At 58.0% G+C, this 22,740-nt stretch carries 23 protein-coding genes; 12 read left to right on the forward strand and 11 right to left on the reverse strand.

Annotated features, from left to right (window positions below; all coding sequences use genetic code 11):
* Positions 1-3: 3 nt before the first annotated feature.
* The gene (locus QRN36_RS01370) at positions 4-849 is read right to left on the reverse strand and encodes an RNase A-like domain-containing protein (protein WP_285422487.1); all 846 of its coding nucleotides are present in this window, start codon (positions 847-849) and stop codon (positions 4-6) included.
* 493 nt (positions 850-1,342) lie between these two features.
* Entirely contained in the window at positions 1,343-2,086 is a 744-nt protein-coding gene (locus QRN36_RS01375; RefSeq protein WP_285422488.1) for an SDR family oxidoreductase, read from the reverse strand.
* 168 nt (positions 2,087-2,254) lie between these two features.
* Here QRN36_RS01375 and QRN36_RS01380 point away from each other — a divergent pair, with 168 nt between their 5' ends.
* The 7 genes from QRN36_RS01380 to QRN36_RS01410 all read left to right on the forward strand — a co-directional run bounded on the left by QRN36_RS01380 (position 2,255) and on the right by QRN36_RS01410 (position 9,934).
* On the forward strand, positions 2,255-3,151 hold the full coding sequence (locus QRN36_RS01380; protein WP_285422489.1) for a LysR family transcriptional regulator: 897 nt from the start codon (positions 2,255-2,257) through the stop codon (positions 3,149-3,151).
* Between the two features lie 221 nt (positions 3,152-3,372).
* On the forward strand, positions 3,373-4,818 hold the full coding sequence (locus QRN36_RS01385) for an OmpA family protein (protein WP_285422490.1): 1,446 nt from the start codon (positions 3,373-3,375) through the stop codon (positions 4,816-4,818).
* 39 nt (positions 4,819-4,857) lie between these two features.
* Complete coding sequence (locus QRN36_RS01390) at positions 4,858-6,462, forward strand: hypothetical protein (protein ID WP_285422491.1); 1,605 nt, start codon at positions 4,858-4,860, stop codon at positions 6,460-6,462.
* A gap of 1 nt (position 6,463) precedes the next feature.
* A complete protein-coding gene (locus tag QRN36_RS01395; protein WP_285422492.1) occupies positions 6,464-7,300 on the forward strand; it encodes a hypothetical protein in 837 nt (278 codons plus the stop codon).
* 170 nt (positions 7,301-7,470) lie between these two features.
* Entirely contained in the window at positions 7,471-8,133 is a 663-nt protein-coding gene (locus QRN36_RS01400) for a hypothetical protein (RefSeq protein WP_285422493.1), read from the forward strand.
* Positions 8,134-8,271: 138 nt separating this feature from the next.
* Positions 8,272-8,862 (forward strand): DedA family protein, encoded by a 591-nt coding sequence (locus tag QRN36_RS01405; RefSeq protein ID WP_285422494.1) that lies wholly within the window; start codon positions 8,272-8,274, stop codon positions 8,860-8,862.
* A gap of 82 nt (positions 8,863-8,944) precedes the next feature.
* The gene (locus QRN36_RS01410; protein ID WP_285422495.1) at positions 8,945-9,934 is read left to right on the forward strand and encodes an ATPase; all 990 of its coding nucleotides are present in this window, start codon (positions 8,945-8,947) and stop codon (positions 9,932-9,934) included.
* Positions 9,935-10,066: 132 nt separating this feature from the next.
* On the opposite strand, the gene cyoE is transcribed toward QRN36_RS01410, so the two are convergent.
* From cyoE to hmpA, 7 genes are all read right to left on the reverse strand, one after another.
* On the reverse strand, positions 10,067-10,957 hold the full coding sequence (gene cyoE, locus QRN36_RS01415; RefSeq protein WP_285422496.1) for a heme o synthase: 891 nt from the start codon (positions 10,955-10,957) through the stop codon (positions 10,067-10,069).
* Positions 10,958-10,967: 10 nt separating this feature from the next.
* Positions 10,968-11,300: a cytochrome o ubiquinol oxidase subunit IV gene (gene cyoD, locus QRN36_RS01420; RefSeq protein WP_093462937.1), complete on the reverse strand. Its 333-nt coding sequence runs from the start codon at positions 11,298-11,300 to the stop codon at positions 10,968-10,970.
* Positions 11,301-11,933 (reverse strand): cytochrome o ubiquinol oxidase subunit III, encoded by a 633-nt coding sequence (locus tag QRN36_RS01425; protein ID WP_285422497.1) that lies wholly within the window; start codon positions 11,931-11,933, stop codon positions 11,301-11,303.
* Positions 11,934-11,936: 3 nt separating this feature from the next.
* Positions 11,937-13,955, reverse strand: coding sequence for a cytochrome o ubiquinol oxidase subunit I (cyoB, locus tag QRN36_RS01430; RefSeq protein ID WP_285422498.1), 2,019 nt, complete (start codon positions 13,953-13,955; stop codon positions 11,937-11,939).
* Positions 13,956-13,958: 3 nt separating this feature from the next.
* Positions 13,959-14,894, reverse strand: a complete 936-nt coding sequence (gene cyoA / locus QRN36_RS01435; RefSeq protein WP_093462928.1) for a ubiquinol oxidase subunit II — start codon at positions 14,892-14,894, stop codon at positions 13,959-13,961.
* Positions 14,895-15,363: 469 nt separating this feature from the next.
* The gene (locus QRN36_RS01440; RefSeq protein WP_285422499.1) at positions 15,364-15,873 is read right to left on the reverse strand and encodes a disulfide bond formation protein B; all 510 of its coding nucleotides are present in this window, start codon (positions 15,871-15,873) and stop codon (positions 15,364-15,366) included.
* Positions 15,874-16,300: 427 nt separating this feature from the next.
* On the reverse strand, positions 16,301-17,482 hold the full coding sequence (hmpA, locus tag QRN36_RS01445) for an NO-inducible flavohemoprotein (RefSeq protein ID WP_285422500.1): 1,182 nt from the start codon (positions 17,480-17,482) through the stop codon (positions 16,301-16,303).
* A gap of 290 nt (positions 17,483-17,772) precedes the next feature.
* On the opposite strand from hmpA, the gene QRN36_RS01450 reads away from it, so the two are divergent.
* The 5 genes from QRN36_RS01450 to QRN36_RS01470 all read left to right on the forward strand — a co-directional run bounded on the left by QRN36_RS01450 (position 17,773) and on the right by QRN36_RS01470 (position 21,389).
* Positions 17,773-18,669, forward strand: a complete 897-nt coding sequence (locus tag QRN36_RS01450) for a chemotaxis protein CheV (RefSeq protein WP_285422501.1) — start codon at positions 17,773-17,775, stop codon at positions 18,667-18,669.
* A gap of 41 nt (positions 18,670-18,710) precedes the next feature.
* Positions 18,711-19,172, forward strand: coding sequence for a GNAT family N-acetyltransferase (locus QRN36_RS01455; protein WP_285422502.1), 462 nt, complete (start codon positions 18,711-18,713; stop codon positions 19,170-19,172).
* A 46-nt stretch (positions 19,173-19,218) separates the two neighbouring features.
* A complete protein-coding gene (locus QRN36_RS01460; RefSeq protein ID WP_285422503.1) occupies positions 19,219-19,545 on the forward strand; it encodes a hypothetical protein in 327 nt (108 codons plus the stop codon).
* A 122-nt stretch (positions 19,546-19,667) separates the two neighbouring features.
* Positions 19,668-20,417: a YkgJ family cysteine cluster protein gene (locus QRN36_RS01465; RefSeq protein ID WP_285422504.1), complete on the forward strand. Its 750-nt coding sequence runs from the start codon at positions 19,668-19,670 to the stop codon at positions 20,415-20,417.
* 9 nt (positions 20,418-20,426) lie between these two features.
* A complete protein-coding gene (locus tag QRN36_RS01470; RefSeq protein WP_373568683.1) occupies positions 20,427-21,389 on the forward strand; it encodes a GlxA family transcriptional regulator in 963 nt (320 codons plus the stop codon).
* Between the two features lie 15 nt (positions 21,390-21,404).
* Here the strand turns inward: QRN36_RS01470 and QRN36_RS01475 are convergent, their stop codons facing one another.
* Together QRN36_RS01475 and QRN36_RS01480 are read right to left on the reverse strand one after the other, a co-directional pair.
* Complete coding sequence (locus QRN36_RS01475) at positions 21,405-21,641, reverse strand: hypothetical protein (RefSeq protein WP_285422506.1); 237 nt, start codon at positions 21,639-21,641, stop codon at positions 21,405-21,407.
* Between the two features lie 113 nt (positions 21,642-21,754).
* Complete coding sequence (locus QRN36_RS01480) at positions 21,755-22,738, reverse strand: fimbrial protein (RefSeq protein ID WP_285422507.1); 984 nt, start codon at positions 22,736-22,738, stop codon at positions 21,755-21,757.
* Between the last annotated feature and the right edge of the window lie 2 nt (positions 22,739-22,740).

The raw sequence follows: 22,740 nt of genomic DNA on the forward strand, positions 1-22,740 counted from the left end.
ACCTCAAAGAACAGGGTAAGCTGTGACGATATAAGCTGGCATGTGGTTGTATTCAGAAAACTCTATCACCACAACCACCTTATGCATATAGATCGGGGTATCAGGCGCAACTCTGGCCACACCCCATCCAACAGTTGTTCCGAGATCCATGCGCATGGATAATCGCTTGTTCTTACGATACAAACTCATTTTTGAATTAATCGATATCTTGTTTTTATTCGACCTCAACACCTGACTTACAGCCCACTCCGCAACATCTAAATTAGTGAAGACGGAAATCGCGTCTGTCCCCCTTGTTTTCTTCAGACGTGTCTGTACCGCCACAAGCTCCTTCCCAATATGATCTCTAATCACATGCCCGCCTGGCCCTTTCCTCGGTGCATTAGGAAATCTCTCGCTCACGACAACCGTCATCCTCCCCGCCCGAACCGACGAAACCCTGAACGCGTTATAGAGCGAAGCTGTCGAAAGCGGGACCGCGAACTCAGCGGCGAGCCCGACGACTTGACCGCTGGCGCGCGATGCACCCATGACTTCGGCGGCCGTCATGCCCGCCTTGAACGCATACGAATCGGTTTCCCTGGCGGTCACCAGTTGGTGCGCGCCGGCCGCCATTTGGTCGGCGGCGTGCAGCCCCATGGCAACGCATCCCACTTTGGTGATCATTGTGGGTTCCGGGACTGCGCACAGCACGCCAGCGCCGCCGAGCTCTATGATTCCGCCCACTAAGCGCAGGCTGCCAACGACTCGGCTCGAGAAAATCTCATAGGGCGTGAGGGATTCGTTCTCCAGAATCGCGGCCATTTGGGCAAGGCTAAGCGTGACGCGAAACTCGTCCTGATCGGGCAAAGGTCATTTCCTTATGAAGACCGGGTTTTAAATCCGTAGGTTATGGACATTGAGAACCACGGCAGCGGCGCTACGCAGGCCTGCTCCTGGAAATCAACGTATCGAGATTAATTTTTGAGGAGGCGAAAACTAGCGTGGGCGTTTTGGATGAACAAGCCGAGCGGAGAAATTCGGAAATGCCTTACAGGCAAGGAAACTACTGGACTACAGGCTCTGCACCGAATGACGATCCGTGCCGTCGCTTCCAGGCACTTTGAGAGCAGGACTTAGCCGTCGCATTCTGCAGAAGAAATGAGCCACAGCCCGGAAGACTGTGCAGTCTCAGAAGGGTATTTATAAGAAAGCGTCTAAACGGAAGTTGTAATAACAGCGCTGCCTGCCGCGAGTATATTCGTCCACACAGAAAGCGCGAAAATTTATTAATAACGTGATCTTCCTGAATTGCGAATGTGATGCTGCAGGTTTTAAGTCTGCAGCAACACAACTCAGCGCATCAGAAGTCCTGCGCAGTAGGCCGCAGAACGATTTCGTTGATGTCGACATCACCTGGCTGTTCGATGGCGAAGGCGATGGCGCGGGCGACGGAATCAGCCGGGATGGCCTGCTTGTAGAACTCGTTCACGGCATCAGCGCTTGGCTGGTGGCCGCTGCCCAGTTTCAACTCGGAATCCACTGCGCCAGGCTCGATGGTGGTGGTGCGGATCTTTGCGCCGACTTCATGGCGCAGGCCGTCGGAGATCGCGCGCACGGCGAACTTGGTGCCGCTGTAAACCGAACCGCCCGGGCTGAAGACCTTGATGCCTGCCACCGACGAGATGTTGATGAAATGGCCGGAACCCTGGGCTTCGAACTTAGGCAACGCGGCCGCGACACCGTAAAGCACGCCTTTTACGTTGATGTCGATCATGCGGTCCCACTCGTCGACGCGCAGCTCGGCGATGGGAGAGATCGCCATGAAACCTGCGTTGTTGACGATGACGTCGATGCGGCCGAAATCTCTGATGGCGTTGTCGACCAGAGCCGATAAGTCTTCGCGACGGGTAACGTCCACGGTGTAGGCAGAAGCCTGACCACCTGTGGCTTTAATCTCCTCAACGATGACGTCCATACGCTCCTGACGACGCGCACCCAGTACGACTTTAGCGCCGAGGCTTGCCAGATGGCGCGCGGTCGCCTCTCCAAGGCCGCTGCTTGCACCGGTGATAACGACGACTTTGCCTTGAATGCCTTTGCTCATGATCAGTCTCCTGCAGATTGATTCGGGAAGTTGTTGAGAGCGAGTGTGCGATCAAACTTCGCTTCAGAAAATGGAAGAGTTAGGATTTGAGAATTCCATTTTCTGGAATACTGTCGCCATTATCCGACTCGCACCGAGGACTCCGCTGCAATGCTCAATCGCATGGAAATGCTCCGTATATTCTTGGTGGCCGTGGAGTCACCGACCTTTCGCGAAGCGGCGAACAGATTAGGCACATCGCCGCAGAAGGTGACTCGCGCGATTAAAGAGCTGGAACGCGCGTTCGCTGAGCCGCTGTTTCACCGCAGTACGCGACAGGCGCACGTTACTGCCTTCGGTTCGGAGATCGCGCAACAGGCCCGCCACACGCTGAACCAGTTTGATCAGTTGTTCATCGCGCACGCCCAGCCTCAGTCCAAGGGGATCGCAGGTCGAGTCGGCATCACAGCGCCCCACGCCATCGGCAAGCTTTACCTGGCAGGCTTCCTGAAATACTTGATGCAGCAAAACCCAGGCCTGCGGATCGAGCTGACCCTGGATGACGAACTGACCGACGCAGTGGCCTCGCGCATTGACATTGGCATACGCGTCGGCGCAGTGCGGGACAGGCGCTACATCGCCCGCTCGGTCAGTCAGGTGCCGTTGAAGATCGTCGCGGCACCTGCTCTGATCGCTTCCACAGGTACGCCAGCAACTCTGGACGACCTCAAGGACCTGCCATTGTCGACGTTGATTGATCGCAACAATGGTCGCCCATGGCCGTGGTTTTTTGCGCAGAGTCAGACTTATCTTCCGCCCTCTCCCGCCTTCAGTTGCGACGATCCGGAAACCGAACTCGAGTTCGTCCTGGCCGGACTCGCATTCGCGCAAATGCCTGACTATCTGGCCGAGCCTTGGCTTAGTGACGGTCGGCTGGTGGAGGTACTGGCTGATATTGCGCCGCCGACGATTGATCTGATGCTTTACCGCACGCAGTCAGGTCCGGTGCCACCACGTGTCAGGCTGGTCTACGACCACCTCTTCAAGTGCTTGTCGCAACCGCGGCTGTTTCCTGGCCGGTCCTGATAAAACAGATATGAGCCGTTTTATGATCAGAACATGTCGCGACTGACGACTGGCGCCATATCAGTGGCTATTTGCCATTGAAACAACCCTCCTGCTGTGATGAAATCCCCGGCCGACAAATCGGATCCATCTGGAACCGCTCTATCTCAAGGACGAACACGGGCTTTACGGCCTGGCTGTTGCGTCCGCAGCAGTCTTGCGCATCACAAGGAGTGCGTTCAGTGAAGTATTTCCACCCCGGTAAACTGACGGTGCTGGCACTGGCGGTTACGCTGAGCAGTTGCGCCACGCTGAATCAGGCCGGCCGTGACTATGGCACCGCCATTGGTTGCGCTGGCGGTGCATTGTTAGGCGCAGGTTTGACTTACGCCGCGACCCGCGACGCCGGAAAGGCAGTGGCAGGCGGTGTCGTCGGCGGCGCGGCAGGTTGTGTGATCGGTCATGTGTGGCAAAACCGCCAGCAGGAACTTGAACGTATCGCCCGTGAAGAAAACCTGAAAATGCAGGTCGACACTCTGCAGGCTCAAGCGCCGGCGCAGAGTGGCAAACCGGCGACCACCACTGACGCGGGAATCGTTGCTCAGGTCGAAGACCAGGGCATGTTCCCCACAGGCAGCGATCAGTTGACCACCGACGGTCTGCGCCAGGTGCGCAAGCTGGCTAACGCTTTCAAGCCGGCGGACAGCCAGAACGGCGCTGCGGGTCAGGCGGTGCTGGTAGTCGGCCACACGGATGCCACGGGCACCGCAGAATTCAACCAGCAGCTGTCCGAGCGCCGCGCCCGCAGCGTGGGCAAGGTGCTGGCCGAAGCCGGCATCGCACCGCAGAATCTGTACTTTCAGGGTGTAGGCGCAGCCCGACCGTTGGCCGATAACACCACCGCCGATGGCCGCGCACAGAACCGCCGCGTGGAAATCGTTCAGCTTGAATCCACCGCGCTGCTTGAACAAAGGGTCAAACAGGAGCGCAGCAACCCGCGTTACCTCGCCCACGGAACACGCAGCCAGACCGTCACCAAAGTCAAAGAGCCGGTGGCGTCCAGCAACAAACCGGCGCCGGCCCCGGTTGAGAAAACTGTCGTCACCACTCCGGCGAATTTCATCGACTTCGGTGGCAGCCCCGCCAGCAGCGATACCAGCCAACTGGCGCAACTGGTCAAGCCAATGCAGTCCAGCGGTTTCGCCCTGATCAGCAAGGCAAACGCTAGCACCCCGGTCGCCAGCTGCGACGGCGACCGACCTCGGGTCATGGGTGCTGTCAAGAATCTTGCCAGCGGCCAGGAACTGGCAGAGCACGACACCTCGGAGTACCTGCCCGGCTACAACGGGAGAGTCTGGGCCAATGACGTCAACGGCAATCTGGTGACCATCACCCCGATTGCGGTACTGCGTAACAACGCGGAAGTCGCCAAACAACCTCGCGTGCAACTGGTTAAAGGTTACGACCAGAACAAGAAAGGCAAAGCCACCACTCTTAATGCCATCGCCAACACGTTCGAGGGACAAGACACCGTGCTTTATCGGGTCTTCGTCGATGACGCTCAGGCGCCGGTGAGCTGCATGGACGTCGTGCTAGAAAAATTCGGCAGCAAAGCGGTCGACGGCAAGTTGTTTTACGACAAGACCGGCGAAAGCTATGTCGCCAAATTTGTCCCTGTGCGCACCTGACGCAAGCAAAATTCGAGGAAAATCATGGAACAGTTTTCGATGGACAGTCTGACTGCGTTTCTTGCGCTGCACCGCGTGGCGGTGGGGCTAATCCTGACCACCATGGTCCTGATGGTTGCCATCAAGATCTGGTGGGCAAAGGTCAGCTACTTCTACATGAACGTCGCCTACGCCTTCCCAGTGATAGGCCGGGTGACAAGCTGGAGCCGCAAGGCGCCAATCAACAACGCGGATGGCTGGATGGACAGCGAGACGCGTCTGTGCGCCGACTACTATTCGTATTATCAGGAGCTGAATAAAAGCCCTGACTTCTATGACAAATGCCGGGACTATTTGAATAAAGTCCACGAGACAGGCCGACGAGAAAAAGGCTTTCTCATGTGGATGCTGATCATTGGTCTGATCTTCTTCGAAGCCGTGGGTTTCGCATATGTACTTGCGCCGTTCATGGTGCAGAACATCTCGGCGAACGTTGCGGGCATGCTGGCCTGGTTCACTGCCTTCCTGTTGTCGGTCGCCGCGGTGTTCTTTACCGAGATGGCCGGTCGTGAGATGCACCACAGCAGTCTGATCACCAAGATTCGCACTTGGTACGAGCAATCACGTACCCCGCGAGACCTGGAAGCCGACACCAAAGTCGACATCGATAACACCTATCGCGATGACGACGAACCCAACTATCTCAAAGTGCTAAACCGCACCGATCACAATGCCCGCGTCACGCCCAAGTACACGTGGACTACCGTGTGCCTGATTTACGTGCTGGCCATTGCCATCGGTGCGTTCGTCATACGCAACTACAGCCTCAAGTCGATGGAAGTCGACCTTGTCAGCAATCCAGACGCCTTCAGTCAGACCCAAGGGGCGAGCGGCAAACTGCCGGATTCACCTTTTGAACTGCCTGCTGAAAGCGTGGCGGAAAACCAGACGGCCGCACAGTCGTCGGCGCAGGACAAAATGGAAGCCATCCGTGCGGCTTCCCTGACGACCTACATCATCCTTTCGGTAATCTTCCTCGGTATTCAAGGCGTCGGGATCGTACTGTCGAACCGTTTCTCCTTCGCTGGCAAGCAATCAGGGCAGGCTTGGCATTACACCCGAGGTTTCAACAACGCCGAAGAATTCGCCGCGCACTTCCAGAATTTGCGCGAGCGCGTCGCCCGGGATGCCCAGGCCAAGTTGACGTCGTTGCAGAGCCGTCTGGCGAACCGAATTACCACATCAGGGCATGAGAGAGAGCATCTGCTCAAGGGCTTTGGTCATCGTAATTTCGATGCCTACGTCAGCAAGCGTCATGCGGACTTCCGCAAAAGCGACGACAGCCGCATCGAGCAGGAGCGCCTGCGTCGCCAGCAGCTCGGCGAAGGTCAGGCCGAAGCTCGCGCCAAGGCCAAACCGCAGGTCAGCACCGTTGCCTCCGATCCGGTGATCACGACTGCGTATGTTGAACCGCAAGCCCCCGTGGCCGCACCGAAAGCCATCACTGCGCTGGACCCTGACAATTTCGACGATCTGACCGAATTCGATGATGACGAACTGACGTTTTTGGCCGGTAAGTTTCAGGTCACGCTCGAACAGTTGAGAAAGGTTCAGAAGCTGCAACGCATGGCGGCCAAGGCCAGCCGGGCCACTCAGGAGCTTTGACATGAAATGGCGCGCCTTGCTGGCTTGCACAACCTTGCTGTTAAGCGCGCCGCTGCTGCAGGCCGCCGAGCGCAATGACCTGCCCAGTTGCTATGAGTTTGCCAAGCTGAGCCAGTATCGTCCGCAGCCATCGGGGCGAGAGCTGATCATCATCATTGATCAAACGGTGCAACTGCCCAAGGATCTGAAAGACTCCACCTACAGCCACGCGCTGCGCTACGTGAAACCCGGCGACAGCGTGCGGCTGTACCAGTTTTCTGCATACCTGCCCGGCAACTATATGAAACTGATGTATACCGGGCAGCTTGAGGGAAGACTAGGCGACAAGGTACGGGACGATATCGGTATGAACAGCCTGCGCCAACTCGACGCTTGTCTGAGCAAACAGGTGGACTTCTTCCAGAAGAGTCTGGGCCAGAAAATGGTGGAAAGTTTCGCCAAGCCGGGAGAAGACATCGCCAAGAGCGAAATCTTCTTCAGCCTCAAGCAAATCGGCGACGACATCGCCACACGGCCTGCACCGGAAAAAGTGCTGTTGCTGGTCTCCGACATGCTCGAAAACAGTGACTTCGGCAGTTTCTACGCCAATAACCAGATTCGTTCGATCGACCCCTCCTCAGAGCTGAAGAAAGTCGAACAGAAAAAGCTGTTCGCCGATCTTGGGGGCGCGAAAGTCTATGTGCTTGGCGCGGGCCTGGTTCCCGGATCGATCAAGAACGGCTACCGATCCGGCAGTACCGTGCAAAAACTCGAATCTTTCTGGGGGGATTACTTGAGCCAGTCCAATGCTCATCTGGTCAGCTTCGGCGCCCCCTCGCTGACTGTCGACCTGCAGTAACTCCCGCCTTCTTCGCGCCGGTCTCGGATCGGCGCGAAGCTTGCGCCGACATTTCGGCGTTCGTTCGTCCCCCGCACTGCACATCCCTGAGTTCTCAACTAGCCTGAAAAGTGACTGATCCAAAGCGACCCGGCTGTACGCTCAACCTCGCTGATCGGATAAAAACAACAATGAAAGATCCCTATGCGTTCGGTTTCTATTGCGCCCTTTTCGCTCTCGCGGCGATGACCGGCGCGGTCTTCTACGAGTCCTACTCCGGCGCCGGCGACTCAGGCTCCGCCGCGGCATTCAGCGTCATCAATTCATGTTCCTCTTTGGTCCAGGCGCTGGCGGCCATCGGCCTGGTCGGGCTGGCGTTCAAGGCGTATCGAGCGTGGAAAAACGAGATCATCCACAACAAGGCGCTGAGCATTATCTGGGAAGCCAACGTGGCATTTCGCGAGATTGAGCTGAGTTTCAACGAATGGTTTTTTGGCCCCAACGCCGTGGAAAAAGCCAACAGCGAGGGCGCCCGGATCACCTCGCTGCTGGCCGCCAGTCCGTTCGGGGCGAGTCTGCGCAGCTTCAAGAAGCAGTGCATTCTGATCGACAAGGTCGTGATCAAGGACGACTGGCAATGGGTCAACCACGCCACTGAGCTGGACATGCTGGCCCGGGTGCTGAGCATGGACGCCTTCCGGCCCACCACCAAAGCGAAAGAAACTGCCAACATCATCGACTTCCTCTACTCCCGGGAAGGCGAAGCATTGAAACGCACTCAGAGTGAGTGGGAAATGCTCATGAAAGTCATCGAGAAAGAGCTCGCGGCGCTGGAGGCGCAATACAGCGCGTAACGTCGGAAGGTTCGCAACACGCGGACAGAACTGACAACCGGCGGCTCCGGTCGAAAGGCGTGCGACACTGCCGCGACAGGCAAACACGCCGCCGGATGCTCCTGCGGTTTTTATCCTTCCGAAGGCCACCGCCACTCCATGTTCGAACACATCGACATCAATTACCTGCTCGCCAATTACGGCTACTGGGCAGTTTTCATCGGTTGCCTGCTCGAAGGCGAGACGATTCTGATCCTCGGCGGACTTGCCGCTCATCAACATGTCTTGCAGTGGCAGCAGGTCATGGTCTGGGCCACGTTGGGCGGGATGCTCGGCGATCAGATCCTGTTCTGGACGGGACGCTACTTCGGCCCGCGCCTGATGCCGCGCCTGCACCGTCAGCAAGCCACCATCGACCAGGTCTCCGGGCTCATCGAGCGCTATCCGACGGCGTCGATCTTCTCTGTGCGATTTCTTTACGGCATGCGCCTGATCGGTCCTCTGGTAATCGGCGCCAGCCGCCTCTCACCGGTGCGCTTTTCGATCATCAATCTGCTGGGCGCGGCGGTTTGGGCCGTGCTGTTCGTCACAGCCGGGTACTGGGCAGGCGAATTTCTCGAGGACTTGCTCGGCAATCTCAAGCCTTATCGCCTTCCCATCTTCATCGGCGTTGTGGTGCTTGCGGCGGCCATTGCGACTTACCGACATTTCAGAGCCAAGGCCAAACGCGCGAAACGTCATCAGCCCTGACGGCACCCGCCGAAACAATTGCCCACACACTGGCTATTGCGCATCATGAGCGGCATGACTTCGGCAAGGATTCGGCCGCTCAATGAAAACCAGCAAGACGATCACCCGCGCATTCTGTGTAGAGCTGCAGCAAGAGCTCTCGATCGTTGCAGCGCGACGGGAATTCTTCTCCCAGGAGCCGCCTCGGGCGCATTTCAGCTTTCTGTGCTCAAGCGAAGCGTGTCGCGCGCTGGGCGTGAAGATCACCGGCGTTCGCTACGACGTAAAGCCACAGGAGCATCCGACGTTCGTCGCCGCGCATTTTCGCGCCAACCCGAACTACGAGCACCATGCCGATTGCGAATGGGTCGATGACCCTCAGTCGCCTGATGAGCAGCCGGATCCAGCCGAGACCGAAGCGCAGAGCGCGTTGCGCAAGGTCAAGCGCAAGCTCGACGATTACATTGATGTGTTCGACCCAGCCCTCAAGGAAAGCGCCAAAGCGGCGCCGGTTCCGACAAAGTCTGACACACCTGTGTCAGAACAACCGACGCTGTCAGCGGCTGCGTCTGACGCGCCAAGAACCGCAAAGACCACTCTAACCCGCACCAACAACCTCGAGCGACTGGTGGACAGCTTCCGTCAGGCACAGGCGCAACTGAGCAAGGAAGAGTTTGCGCTGCTGACGTTGCGCATTCCGGGTCAGGGCGAGGTGTCGCTGAGGTCGTATTTTCGTCATATCAAATTCGCCCAGCCCGGCGACGAGCGCCGTGTTCTGTATGGCGGCGGCCTGGTGGAGCGTTACGGCACCGGGTTCAGGTTCAAGTTCTTCGATCGGCTACAAGGCAAGTTGGTGACACTCTACGTTTCGCCCGCGCAGATGCAGGCGTATCGATCGAGTCGCTACATCAGCGAGCTGTTGAGTCATGCCGATGAGGTCCGGTTTTTCACAGTGTTCGCGCTGGGGACCCTTGCGCTCAGCCCATCCGGGAAGAGCGTCAGCGTGCAAATCGAAGACTTGCGTCATCTGGCGATCGTACTGGGGCCGGCGAAGGAGCCGGCCGATCCGCAAACCGCTGCCGTCGCGGGGTGACGCGCGAATCGGGTGGTGCAGGCACGGCAGAATCAACGGCCTGGGTCGCCCGGTTCAAGGGTGAGCGCTGACCCATAAAAAAACCCCGCTGCTCTTGCGAGCAACGGGGTTTCGGTTGTTTCAGTCAGGCCATCAAGGTGCTGCGTATGTGACCAGCAGCTCTTTGGTTACCTGAAAGTCCAGCGACATCGCCACGCTCAAGGCGGTGATGGTGAAGATGGAGAACACGAACAGCTTACGTGCCCAAACGGAGTCATCTTTGGCTTTGTAGCCTGTCCACGCCATGTACAGCCAGTACATGCCCATGGCTGCTGCAACTGCCAGATAGTTGAGCCCGGCGTAACCGCCGAAGGTCAGCATCAAGGTAGCCAGCAGGAAAGCCAGGATGTAGATCAGGATGTGGCGCTTGGCGACCCGGATGCCACGCTTGACCGGCAGAACCGGAATCGAAGCAGCCAGGTAGTCGTTGAAGCGGAAGATCGCGATGGCGTACGAGTGAGGCATCTGCCACAGGCTGAACATCACCAGCAACGTCAGTGCCGCCAGGTCGAAGCTGTTGCTGACCGCAACATAGCCGATCACCGGTGGCATCGCGCCCGACAGGCTGCCCACCAGTGTGCCGTGAACGGATTTGCGTTTAAGGTACAGGCTGTAGAAGCCGACATAAATCACAAAACCGATCACTGCGCACCACGCGGCCAGCGGGTTGGCCTTGGTGTACAGCAAAGCGACACCGGCAACGCCCAACACCGTGGCGAACGCCAGGGCCAGTTTCAACGAAATCAGGCCCTGAACCAGTACGCGGTTCTTGGTGCGCTCCATCTTCACATCGATATCGCGATCGATGCAGTTGTTGAAGACGCAACCAGATGCCACGACCAGCGAAGTCCCGATCATCGCAACCAGGAACAGACCGAAATCGATGTGTCCCTTGGAAGCCAGAAAAAAGCCACCTGCCACCGAAAGCACGTTACCGGAAATGATCCCCGGTTTGGTGATTTGGATAAAGTGCTTCAGTGACATCAGGTTTTCCTCAGTGCGCCATCATAGCGGTGTGGATGCTGAACATGATCCATACCGTCAAGCCAACCAGAAGAACGATAACCAGCGTGGCGAACGCGAATGCAACCACGTTGTTGCGCTGTGCCACCGAACGGTCCAGGTGCAGGAAGTACACCAGGTGAACCAGAACCTGCACGACCGCGAAGATCAGCACGATCCACAGTGTGGCAACTTTCGATACCGTCGGGAACATAACCAGACCGAAGGGAATCGCGGTCAGGATGATCGACAGTACGAAGCCGACCATGTACGACTTGAAGCTGCCGTGGCTGGAATCGTCATGGGAGTGATGTGAATTCGCCATTTAAATGGTCCCCATCAGATAGACAACGGTGAACACGCAGATCCAGACCACGTCCAGGAAGTGCCAGAACAGGCTGAGCATGCTCAGGCGGGTCTGGTTGGTGGCAGTCAGACCATTCTTGTTGACCTGGTACATCATGATCGCCATCCAGATCAGGCCGCTGGTCACGTGCAGACCGTGGGTACCGACCAGCGTGAAGAACGCCGACAGGAAGCCGCTGCGGTTAGGGCCGTAGCCCTCGGAGATCAGCATGTGGAACTCGTTGATCTCCATGCCGATGAAGCCCAGACCGAACAGGAAGGTCACGAACAGCCAGCCCAGCACACCGGACTTGTTACCTTTGTGCATCGCCAGCATGGCGAAGCCGTAGGTGATCGAGCTGAGCAACAGGCAGGCGGTTTCGCCGAGCACGTATGGCAGTTCGAAGATGTCGTGGCCTGCTGGACCACCGGCAACGTTGTTAACCAGCACTGCGTAAGCGGCGAAGATCGACGCGAACAGAATGCAGTCGGTCATCAGGTAGATCCAGAAGCCGAAGATTTTCATCTCGCCGGCGTCATGGTGACCGTGGTCATGCTCATGGTCATGACCGTGGTCGTGACCTTTAGCACCTTCAAATACTAAGTTCGACATTGTTTATGCCTGCTCCAGCTTGTTGACAGGAGTGTTTGCCTGGGCATTGCGGACCGAGGCCAGGATCTTGTGTTGCTCGCCTTCGATGCGTGCCACTTCCGAAGCAGGAACCATGTAGCCCTGATCGTCACGTGCAGCGTGGATGACGAAGTAAACGATGGTGCCAACCAGGCTGGCGATCGACAGCCACCAGATGTGCCAGATCATCGCGAAACCGAAGACGGTCAGCAGAGCACCCATTACCAGGCCGGTAGCGGTGTTGTTCGGCATGTGGATGTCGGAGTACTTGGCCGGAACCGGGTACGCTTCACCATCACGCTTGGCTGCATAGAACGCGTCGATCTCGTTCGCCTTTGGCAGTTCTGCGAAGTTGTAGAACGGCGGAGGCGACGAAGTGGACCACTCCAGGGTGTGGCCATTCCATGGGTCACCGGTCACGTCACGGTTCTGCTCGCGGTCACGGATACTCACGTAGATCTGGATCAACTGGCAGGCGATACCGACCATGATCAGCGCTGCACCCCAGAACGCGACGTGCAGGTACGGCGTCCAGTCTGGGTTGTCAGTGGTGTTCAGACGACGGGTCATGCCCATGAAGCCCAGTGCGTACAGCGGCATGAATGCTACGTAGAAGCCCGAGATCCAGAACCAGAACGCTGCCTTGCCCCACTTCTCGTTCAGCTTGAAGCCGAACGCTTTCGGGAACCAGAACGCGAAGCCTGCGATGTAACCGAAGACAGCACCACCGATGATCACGTTATGGAAGTGCGCGATCACGAACAGGCTGTTGTGCAGAACGAAGTCAGCACCCGGGATAGCCAGCAGAACGCCGGTCATACCGCCGATGGAGAAAGTAACCATGAAGCCCAGGGTCCACATGACTGGCGCGGTGAAGCGCAGACGGCCCTGGTAGATCGTGAACAGCCAGTTGAACAGCTTCACACCCGTCGGGATGGAGATCAGCATCGTCGCCAGACCGAAGAAGGCGTTGACGCTTGCACCCGAACCCATGGTGAAGAAGTGGTGCAGCCAGACCATGAAGCCCAGTACCGAGATCGCGCCGGAGGCGTAGATCATCGAGTGGTGGCCGAACAGGCGCTTGCCGGTGAACGTCGAGATGACTTCGGAGAAGACACCGAACGCCGGCAGAATCAGGATGTACACCTCAGGGTGACCCCACGCCCAGAACAGGTTCACGTACATCATCGGGTTACCACCCAACTCGTTCGTGAAAATGTGAAAGTCCAGGTAGCGGTCAAGGGTCAGCAGTGCCAGGGTGGCGGTCAGGATCGGGAACGACGCCACGATCAGAACGTTTGCCCAGGTGCAGGTCCAGGTGAAGATCGGCATGTCCATCAGCTTCATGCCAGGCGTACGCATCTTCAGGACGGTAACCAGGAAGTTAACGCCCGTCAGTGTCGTACCCAGACCCGATAACTGCAGTGCCCAGATGTAGTAGTCGACACCCACGCCCGGGCTGTAGCCCAGTTCAGACAGCGGCGGATAGGCAACCCAACCGGTACGTGCGAATTCACCGACGCCCAGGGAAACGTTGACCAGCACCACACCGGAGATCAGCAGGTACAGACTCAGGGAGTTCAGGAACGGGAAGGCGACGTCGCGAGCGCCGATCTGCAGAGGCAGAACGATGTTCATCAGACCGGTGAAGAACGGCATCGCCATGAAGATGATCATGATCACACCGTGAGCGGTGAAGATCTGGTCATAGTGTTCAGGCGGCAGATAGCCGGGCGAACCCTCGGTGGCCAGAGCCAGCTGGGAACGCATCATGATGGCGTCAGCGAAACCACGCAGCAGCATGACCATGGCGATGATGATGTACATCACGCCGATCTTCTTGTGGTCGACCGAAGTCAGCCACTCGGTCCACAGGTAGGTCCACTTCTTGAAATACGTGATCAGACCGAGTACCGCTGCACCGCCAATAGCGATCATGGCAATCGTGATCATGACTATCGGTTCGTGGAACGGTATCGCGTCCAGACTTAATTTACCAAACATCGTTTACTCCTCTGCCTCAGCAGCTGAATGCTTACCCATGTCCATCCCTTCCATACCGGCCACTTCTTTCTTCTCGTGCTCAATCTTGCCCGGCTTCATACCTTCATACTTGTCGATGATGATCTGGAACAGGTTCGGAGTGACCGTGGAGTAGAGTTCAACGGGGTTACGTTCGCTAGGTTTGGCCAGAGCGGTGTATTCAGCCGTTGCCAGCTGTTTAGGTGAATTCTTGACTTCAGCAACCCAGGCGTCGAAGTCAGCCTGCGAGGTCGCGGTCGCCTTGAATTTCATGCCGGTGAAACCTGCGCCGCTGTAGTTGGCGGAGATACCATCGAACTCGCCGTTTTCATTGGCGATCAAGTGCAACTTGGTCTGCATGCCGGCCATCGCGTAGATCTGGCCACCCAGTGCAGGGATGAAGAACGAGTTCATGACCGAATCAGAGGTGATGCGGAAATTGATCGGCGTGTTAGCCGGGAAAACGATCTTGTTGACGGTCGCGATGCCCTGTTCCGGATAGATGAACAGCCATTTCCAGTCCAATGCAACCACTTCGATGGTCACAGGCTTGACGTCGGATTCAAGCGGACGGTATGGGTCCAGCGCGTGGGTCGACTTGTAGGTGACGTAGCCAAGCACGATGATGATGGCCAGAGGAACCAGCCAGACAACCAGTTCAATCTTGGTCGAATGCGCCCAGTCAGGGGTGTAGGTTGCGCTCTTGTTGGAGGCGCGATACTTCCAGGCGAAGATGATGGTCATGAAAATGACCGGCACCACCACCAGCAGCATGAGCAGGGTAGCGGTGATGATCAGATCACGCTCTTGCACGCCGACATGGCCCTTGGAATCCAGCAGGGTGTAATCGCACCCGCTGAGCAGGAGCATGCTGAAAAGGGCCAAGAAGCCAAAAAACCTGGGGTACCTTTTTTTACTCATCTCACGACCTCTAAAAGCAGCTTTCGCATCGCAGTTGGGTTTCGACCGCCAACACTTCACCCTGCCAGGTGCTGGCAAATTTTTGGATTGAACAGGGGCCTGTCAGGAAGCTTATGGCCTCGTAACAAATCCGGGTTTAGCTGTGGTTTCTTATTCGAATGGTGGCACCCGCCTATGCGGACCAGATCCCTTGGCGCTGACATTCTGAATTTGACGCAGGAGGCCATTCGAACGGCGTCTACAAAGGCGTAAAAACGCTTTCCGACCTCGATTTCCGCCGTCCTTCAAGTGATGGGGGCGTTAAGTGGGGGCGATTGTAGATACGTAAAGTTTTATTGACTATGAGTTTCTGCGCAACAGTTAATTTCCGAATCTGTAAAAATGCGGTCTTATGTCGCACCTTGAAACAGGTCAAAAGCCCCGAAATTCTTAAGGATTTTGGGGCGATTTTTTATGCAACACTTTGTTATCAGCGCGCTTTCATCCGGTTACGAATGATACCCACCGGTACCAGAACCACCGTGAGAACGAAAGCCGCCAGCGCCCATTGTGCTAGCGAAAGTCCGAAAACTGGCGGATATGGCGTCTCACAGAAGCCTGCGACCTGAAATCCGAGGGGAAACAGCGATGCGAGCGGCAATCCATCGACGATGGGTTGCAGCACATCGATGCCGCAGCTCTCGGTCGGATGCGTCTGGATGTAAACATGACGCCCCGCCGCAACAATGCCGCCCACTGCACTCAGGGTCACCAGAACCTCGCAGATCGTCAGACTCAGTCGCCCCGGCATGGCAGCGCCGATGAACGCGAAGACGGCGATGAACAGCAACGCATACCGCTGAAGGATGCACAGCGGACAAGGCGCCTCGCCCAGCACCACCTGCATGTACAGCGCTCCACCGATCAGCGCCAGGCAGATGATGCCGAGCAGAACCAGAAACTGCTTCTCACGCCGCAGGTAAAACATCTCGTCAGTCATTCACATACCCTTTGAATTGGAGTCCATCCGGATCGACGGATGCGTATTGTTGCGGGCCGGGACAGTCCGGAAAGCCCACAATTCTACCATCGTCGCATCGCCCCGCTCACTGCCGGATAAGCCGGTCGCATGATGCTCATGCCACCACCGGTCAGCGAGCCGAGCCATTTTTTCAGGCGCGATGTTGACCACGCCTGCATTACCCGAACATTAACGCTCCAGGCCGAGGGCCTGACGAGAAACCGCTTGCTGCAAAACCTTATTCCCTAGCCTGCGCACACCGAAGCCTGCGACCGTTTGCCACAGCGACATCCGGACGCAGACTTTCTTCTTATATATAGAAGCGTGCGGCTTTTTGTCGCAGACATGCCTGCGCCGCCGAACCTCCTTCTATATATAGAAGCGTGCGTCCATTTGTCGCAGCCAGTCACTCCAGTGCCGATGCCGGGCCGAAGAACTCGTAGCGCGCCTGCCCATCCGGTACGCCGGCAGCCTTCAATTGACGTTTCATTGCCGCCATGAAGCCTTTCGGCCCGAGGAAGTAGGCGTCGACGTCGCGATTCTCTGGCAGCCACTGCTCCAGTCGCGCCTGATCCAGCATGCCGATGGCGTGGGCTGCCGGACTCTTGCCGTCATCCTCCGAATAGCAGTAGAAGCGTTTGAGCTGAGGATGCTTGCTGGCCATGTCTTCGATCCAGCCACGGAATGCGTGCACCGATCCATTACGCGCGCAGTGAATGAAGTGAATCGGACGCTCAGTGGCCACCGCCGCTTCGAGCATCGCTAAAGTCGGGGTGATTCCAACGCCGCCGCTGATCAACACCAGCGGTTTGTCGCTGTGCGCCAGGGTGAACTCGCCCGACGGGGTAAACAGGTTGATGCTGTCGCCTACCTTCACGTTGTCGTGCAGGTAGTTGGACGCCCGTCCGCCCGGTTCGCGCTTGACGCTGATGCGGTACTGATTGTTGCCCGCCAGTGCCGACAACGAGTAATTGCGGCGAATTTCCTCACCGTCCAGGAACAGTTGCATGCCGATGTACTGACCGGCCGTAAACGCAAGGATCGGCTGACCATCCGCAGGTGCGAAGTAGAATGAGGTGATCTCGGCGCTTTCCGCCACTTTGGCCACCACCTTGAATTCCCGCGCACCGCGCCAGCCGCCGGGCGCCAGCGCCTTCTCGTCGTAGATGGTTTTCTCGGCGCCGATCAGGATCTCGGCCAATTGTCCGTAGGCTTTGCCCCAGGCTGCGATGACCTCATCCGTGGCGATTTCAGCGCCGAGCACTTCACGGATGGCCTCCAGCAGGCACTCGCCCACCAATGGGTAATGTTCCGGGAGGATCTGCAAGGCCACATGCTTGTTGATGATCTTTGCAACCAGATCGCCCAGTTGCTCAAGCTGATCGATGTGGCGTGCGTACATCAGCACGCCGTTTGCCAAGGCCCGAGGCTGGTCGCCGCTGGCCTGATGCGCCTGGTTGAACAATGGGCGCACCTGCGGGTATCGGGTGAGCAGTTTTTTGTAGAAGTAAGTCGTCAGCGCTTCGCCGCCGCTTTCCAGCAGCGGGACGGTGGATTTGACGATGGCACGATCCGAAGCAGTCAACATGATGAACTCCTGAGACTCGATTGATAACGAATACCTGTTACTTATCAGGAAGCGTGCCAAAATATTTTTTCACTAATATCAGTTAGTTACATAATTTTAGTCATATTGACCACTCAAGTATTGTTGTCATTAAGACTGGCTGCAGGTCATTTCGACCACTCTCCGAAACCCGCCCTCATGAGCAAGCGCGTCAAAAGAGGTTAAAGCCTGACTTGAGCGGGTCGATAAACCGTCATCGAACGCTGTTTGCACCTCTACCGGCAAACAGACATGCATGACAGAAGGTTCATATGTCCAAAAACGTCCGCGCAGATTCACTCTCGCTTCTGCTGTTCACGTTACGCAGCGGAAAGCTGATGGCGATCAACCTGCTCAAGGTCAGCGAGATCATCCCCTGCCCTCCCCTCACGCGTTTGCCCGAATCACACCCCCACGTGAAAGGCGTCGCCACGCTGCGCGGCAACTCGTTGTCGGTGATCGATCTGAGCCGCGCAATCGGCGAGCGACCGCTGCTGGACCCGGACGGCGGCTGCCTGATCGTAACCGACGTCAGCCGCTCCAAGCAGGGTCTGCATGTCCAGGCCGTGAGCAAGATCGTTCATTGCCTGACCACCGATATCCGCCCGCCGCCATTTGGCTCCGGCAACAAGTCGTTCATCACCGGCGTGACTCAGGTTGATGGCACGCTGGTGCAGGTACTGGATATCGAGAAAGTCATTCATGGCATCTCGCCTGCGCAGATCGTCGCCGAACCCGCCGAGCTGAGCGCTGAAGAGGTCGAGGTGCTGGCCAAGGCGCGGATTCTGGTGGTCGACGACAGTCAGGTTGCGCTGCAACAGTCGGTCATTACCCTGCGCAATCTGGGCATCGAGTGCCACACCGCGCGCAGTGCCCGAGAGGCCATCGACCACCTGCTCGACCTGCAGGGCACGGCTCAGCAAATCAACGTCGTGGTGTCCGATATCGAAATGTCGGAAATGGACGGTTATGCTTTCACTCGCACACTGCGGGAAACGCCTGACTTTCAGGAACTCTACGTACTGCTGCATACGTCGCTGGACAGCGCGATGAACGCCGAAAAGGCCAAGGCCGCAGGCGCCAACGCCGTTCTGACCAAGTTCTCCTCGCCTGAGCTGACACGATGCTTGATCGAAGCCGCGCGCACGGTCCAAGCGCAAGGGATCTGAAACCTGCGCCTGACGATGCGTCCACTGCGCATTACTGGTTGATGCGACGCCCACTTGGCCAGCCACTCGACGTGCCTGAACTGCCTGGGACGTTACGACGATCAGACCTCACCGCCGCGAATGCCCAGGCCGTTCACCAACTGCTGGTGCTGGGCCAGGCACAGGGCGGCGGTCGGGTGCTGGATTTCAGTCGATGGCTCGACGCCTTCGACCATGATCCTGAGTGCGATCGACAGCTGTGTTTCGTGCTCGAAGATGCGCTGGGGATTGTTGCCGTCGCCCACTGTTGGACCAGCGCATTCATTCGCAATCTGGTGGTGCATCCCCGCGCCCGGCAGCGCGGAATCGGGCATTCGCTGCTCGGCGTGGTGTTCGCGGCCTTCGCCCAGCGGCACGAGGGTCATGTGGACCTGAAGGTGATGGAAAGCAACCTCGCCGCTCGCCGATTGTACGAGCGCGCCGGCATGCAATATGTGCAGCGCCGCGAACTCGAACCGCGCTAAGCCACTCCAAGTCGCAGTCACACCGATAACGACAATGGAGAATGCTGTGAAGAAAATCACTGCCGCCCTGCTGCTCACCCTCACCGCTGCCGCAGGTCAGGCCAGCGCATCCAGCCCTGACGCCTGGAAAGACTTCAACAAAACCCTGGTCGACAGCTGCGTTGCGGCCAGTTCATTGAAGAACGCCAAGCCTGCGGGCGCCGATGCCGCGTTCGATGACAGCGTGGGCTACAACGCGCTGCTGATCAAAGGCCAGTACAAACAGGCGTTCATGAAGAATAAAACCGGCACTGAGCTCTGCCTGTACGACCGAAAGAACAAGAAAGCGCTGATCACTGAGTGGGATAACGTCACCACACTGCCCAAGAAATAATCCGACCGATGGCGCATAACTTGCTGCCATTTCCGCCAATTTGAAAAAGACCTGCCGGTGGTGACGGTTTTCCCGCGCAGGTTTTGCTTCATTCTTTTTGGATTGGCGGACTGTTTCTTCCCATGGATACACAGTTTTCCTGCGTCGGCTGCGGCAAATGCTGCACCGATCATCACGTGCCCCTGACACTGGCCGAAGCCGCGCAGTGGGCGGCTGACGGCGGCTCGGTGATCATTCTGACCGAGGCATTCCTGGCCGATGGCTACGGCGTTGCGCCGGAGCAGATCACCCACGCCACCCGGCGCTCGCACCCCGTCAGCAGCGGCAAAGCGCAGGCGCTGGTGGCCATCACCTTCGCGGCCTACAACGCTGGTCGTTGCCGAAATCTTGACGCTGATAATCTCTGCCGCATTTATGAGCGTCGCCCGCTGGTGTGCCGCATTTATCCCATGGAGATCAATCCGCACATTCCGCTTCGCCCACAGGCCAAAGATTGTCCTGACGAGGCCTGGACACAGGGGCCGGATTTGATCGTCGGCGGCCAGTTGGTTGACCGATATCTACTGGCGTTGATCGAACAATCGCGCCAGGCGGATCGCGACGATATCGCCCGCAAGCAAGCGATCTGCGTAGCGTTGGGACTCCAGACCACGGCGCTCAAGGGGAACGGTTTCGTTGCCTGCCTGCCCGACATGGACGCTTTTGCGACAGCCGTTTCAAGCCTGCAGACTGGCGCACTGCCCGCAAGCGAAGCCACGTGGCGTTTCCGCGTGACAGGCGAGGCCGCAACCCTGCACTTGCAACAAGCAGGCGCGCTACTGGAGACAGAAGAGGCGATGAGCTATATGTTCATCCCTTTGCAAAGCGCCTGAGATTCATTGATGAGAAGCGTCGCGATCGTGCTGTTCCCTGATGTCCAGTCGCTGGACGTGGCCGGTCCCCTGGATGTGTTCGCCGAGGCCAATCGCTACGTCGCACAAGGCGATGGCTACCGGATGACCACCATCGGCGCAACGCCCTACCCCATCGTAGCCTCCAACGGCATGCCACTGGGCGCGCAGTATTCCCTGACCGACGCGCCAAAAACCTTCGACATTCTGCTGGTTCCCGGCGGCCCGCTGCTTCCCGAAGGTGCCGAGATGCCTGAGCTGACCGCCTGGTTGCGCGAAGTCACGCCGCTGGCAGGACGTTTCGGCTCGATCTGCACGGGAGCGTTCGTGCTCGGGCATGCCGGTCTGCTGAATGGAAAGCAGGTCACCACGCACTGGAGCCATGCGCAACAACTGGCCGATCTGTTTCCCGAAGCGCGGGTCGAACCCGACCGCATCTACGTGCGCGACGGCGCGATGATGACGTCCGCGGGCGTCACGGCAGGCATCGATATGGCGCTTGCGCTGGTCGCGCAGGATCATGGATCGGCGATTGCGCTGGCTGTGGCGAAACGTCTGTTGGTGGTCGCCCAGCGTCAGGGCGGACAGTCGCAGTTCAGTCCTTACCTGAGCGCCTCGGCAGACGATGACTCGCCCGTTGCAACCATCCAGCGTTACGTGATGGAGCACATCTGCGAACCGTTTTCGGTGGAACGACTCGCGCAAGTGGTGTCCATGAGCCCGCGCACGTTTGCGCGAGTGTTCGCTCGAGACGCCAAAGTCACCCCGGCCGAATTCGTCCAGCGAGCCAGAATCGACGCCGCCCGACACTTGCTGGAGGGCAGTGAAATGGTGATCAAAGCCGTGGCGTATCACTGTGGCTTCGGCAGCGCCGCGCGCATGCGCCTGATTTTCACCCAACGTCTGGGCGTCACACCCACACAATACCGCGACAGTTTTCGCAAACAGGGTTGACCGGACGCCCGCGAATCAGCGCTTGCCCATCGAACGACGGGTGCCCGCCGGGGCTGCGCCTGGCCGCTTTTCGTGGCTGGATTTGTTGGACTTCTGGTAGTACGGCTGATCCTTTCTGGCCTGGGCAAGCTGCCCCGGTTTGAATGGAAAACTGAACGCCGGAATCGCTGGCCGGGCCTGCTCGGAAACGTCGTTGCCCTCGACCGGTTCGACGTCAAAGTCAGGCGCTGAGGTAGGTTCGGGGGTCGTCATGAAGGCTCCGGAAGCTTGAAGCGGTCGAGGAAAAAGTCGGGCGGCGCCCGAAGCCGCGCAGCATACCCGAATCATTCTGCGCCTGCCTCAGGCAGAAGACCGAATGCGCGCGCCTATTTGTAGAACAGATCGACCATCACTTCCGCAGAAAAGGGACCTGGCTGTGGCGTTTGCGTCTGCCAGATCAATTCGGCCTTGAAATCAGCGGTGGCGGAGTAATTCCCACCCAGCAGGTCATTCAAGTGAAACGGCTCGTTGTAGCGCACCGGCGTGTTGTCGTACGCGTTCGTGATGCGGATGCCGACGCTGTCGTTGTTGACGGGCACCAGCACGTCACCCGACAGCATGCCTGAAACCGGGGTGAGCCGCGCATTGAGGCTGAACGGCGAATCACACGTACGACTGGTGGCCAGGGCAAACCGCTGAAACGTCGCGACTTCGCCCACCCTCACGTTGGCGATCGCCACGTCACCGAAGTCGATCGTCTCCGGCATGACCCGCAGCTCAGCGTCACAGGCCACGAAGCGCAGCCCCGACAGGTTATTGATGAGGTAATTGAGGTTGCGGTCGGGCACTGGATTGGGGCCAGCTGTGCCGTCGACCTGAAACATCCTGTAGTCGCGCACGTCGCTGGCGATGCCGGATGGCGGGGTCGGCCCGTATTTCTCGATGAACACCGTAAAAGGCAAATTGAACGAGACAGCTGGGCAGCGGGTGCTTGCATCCTTGCAGGCGGGCGCCGTTTGATGCGTGGGAATGCGCCCGGAGGTCTGGAGGAAGTCGACCCCGCCAAGTGTCAGCCCTGCGCGAATGCCCTGACCGATCTGTATGTTCTCCGGGTTCAGATAAAGGAAGACGTCCTCTGGCCCGCCGACTTCTTCCTTAGCGCATTCGACCGCGACGCTCAGACGCTCGGAGCGCCAGACCGCCGTGCCATCCAGCAACGTGGCGGGAATCGCGACAGTGCTGCTCAAATCAGCGCGCAGGATGAATTCGCCAGCACCTTGGGTTGCGCAAGTCATGGCTGCGGCAGAGACAGGCAGCAACGCTGTCATCAGCAATATCGGACACCATCGGGTAACGAATCTGTACGTCATGG

It is taken from the genome of Pseudomonas sp. efr-133-TYG-103a, from assembly GCF_030209235.1.
In the GTDB taxonomy this organism is placed as follows: domain Bacteria; phylum Pseudomonadota; class Gammaproteobacteria; order Pseudomonadales; family Pseudomonadaceae; genus Aquipseudomonas.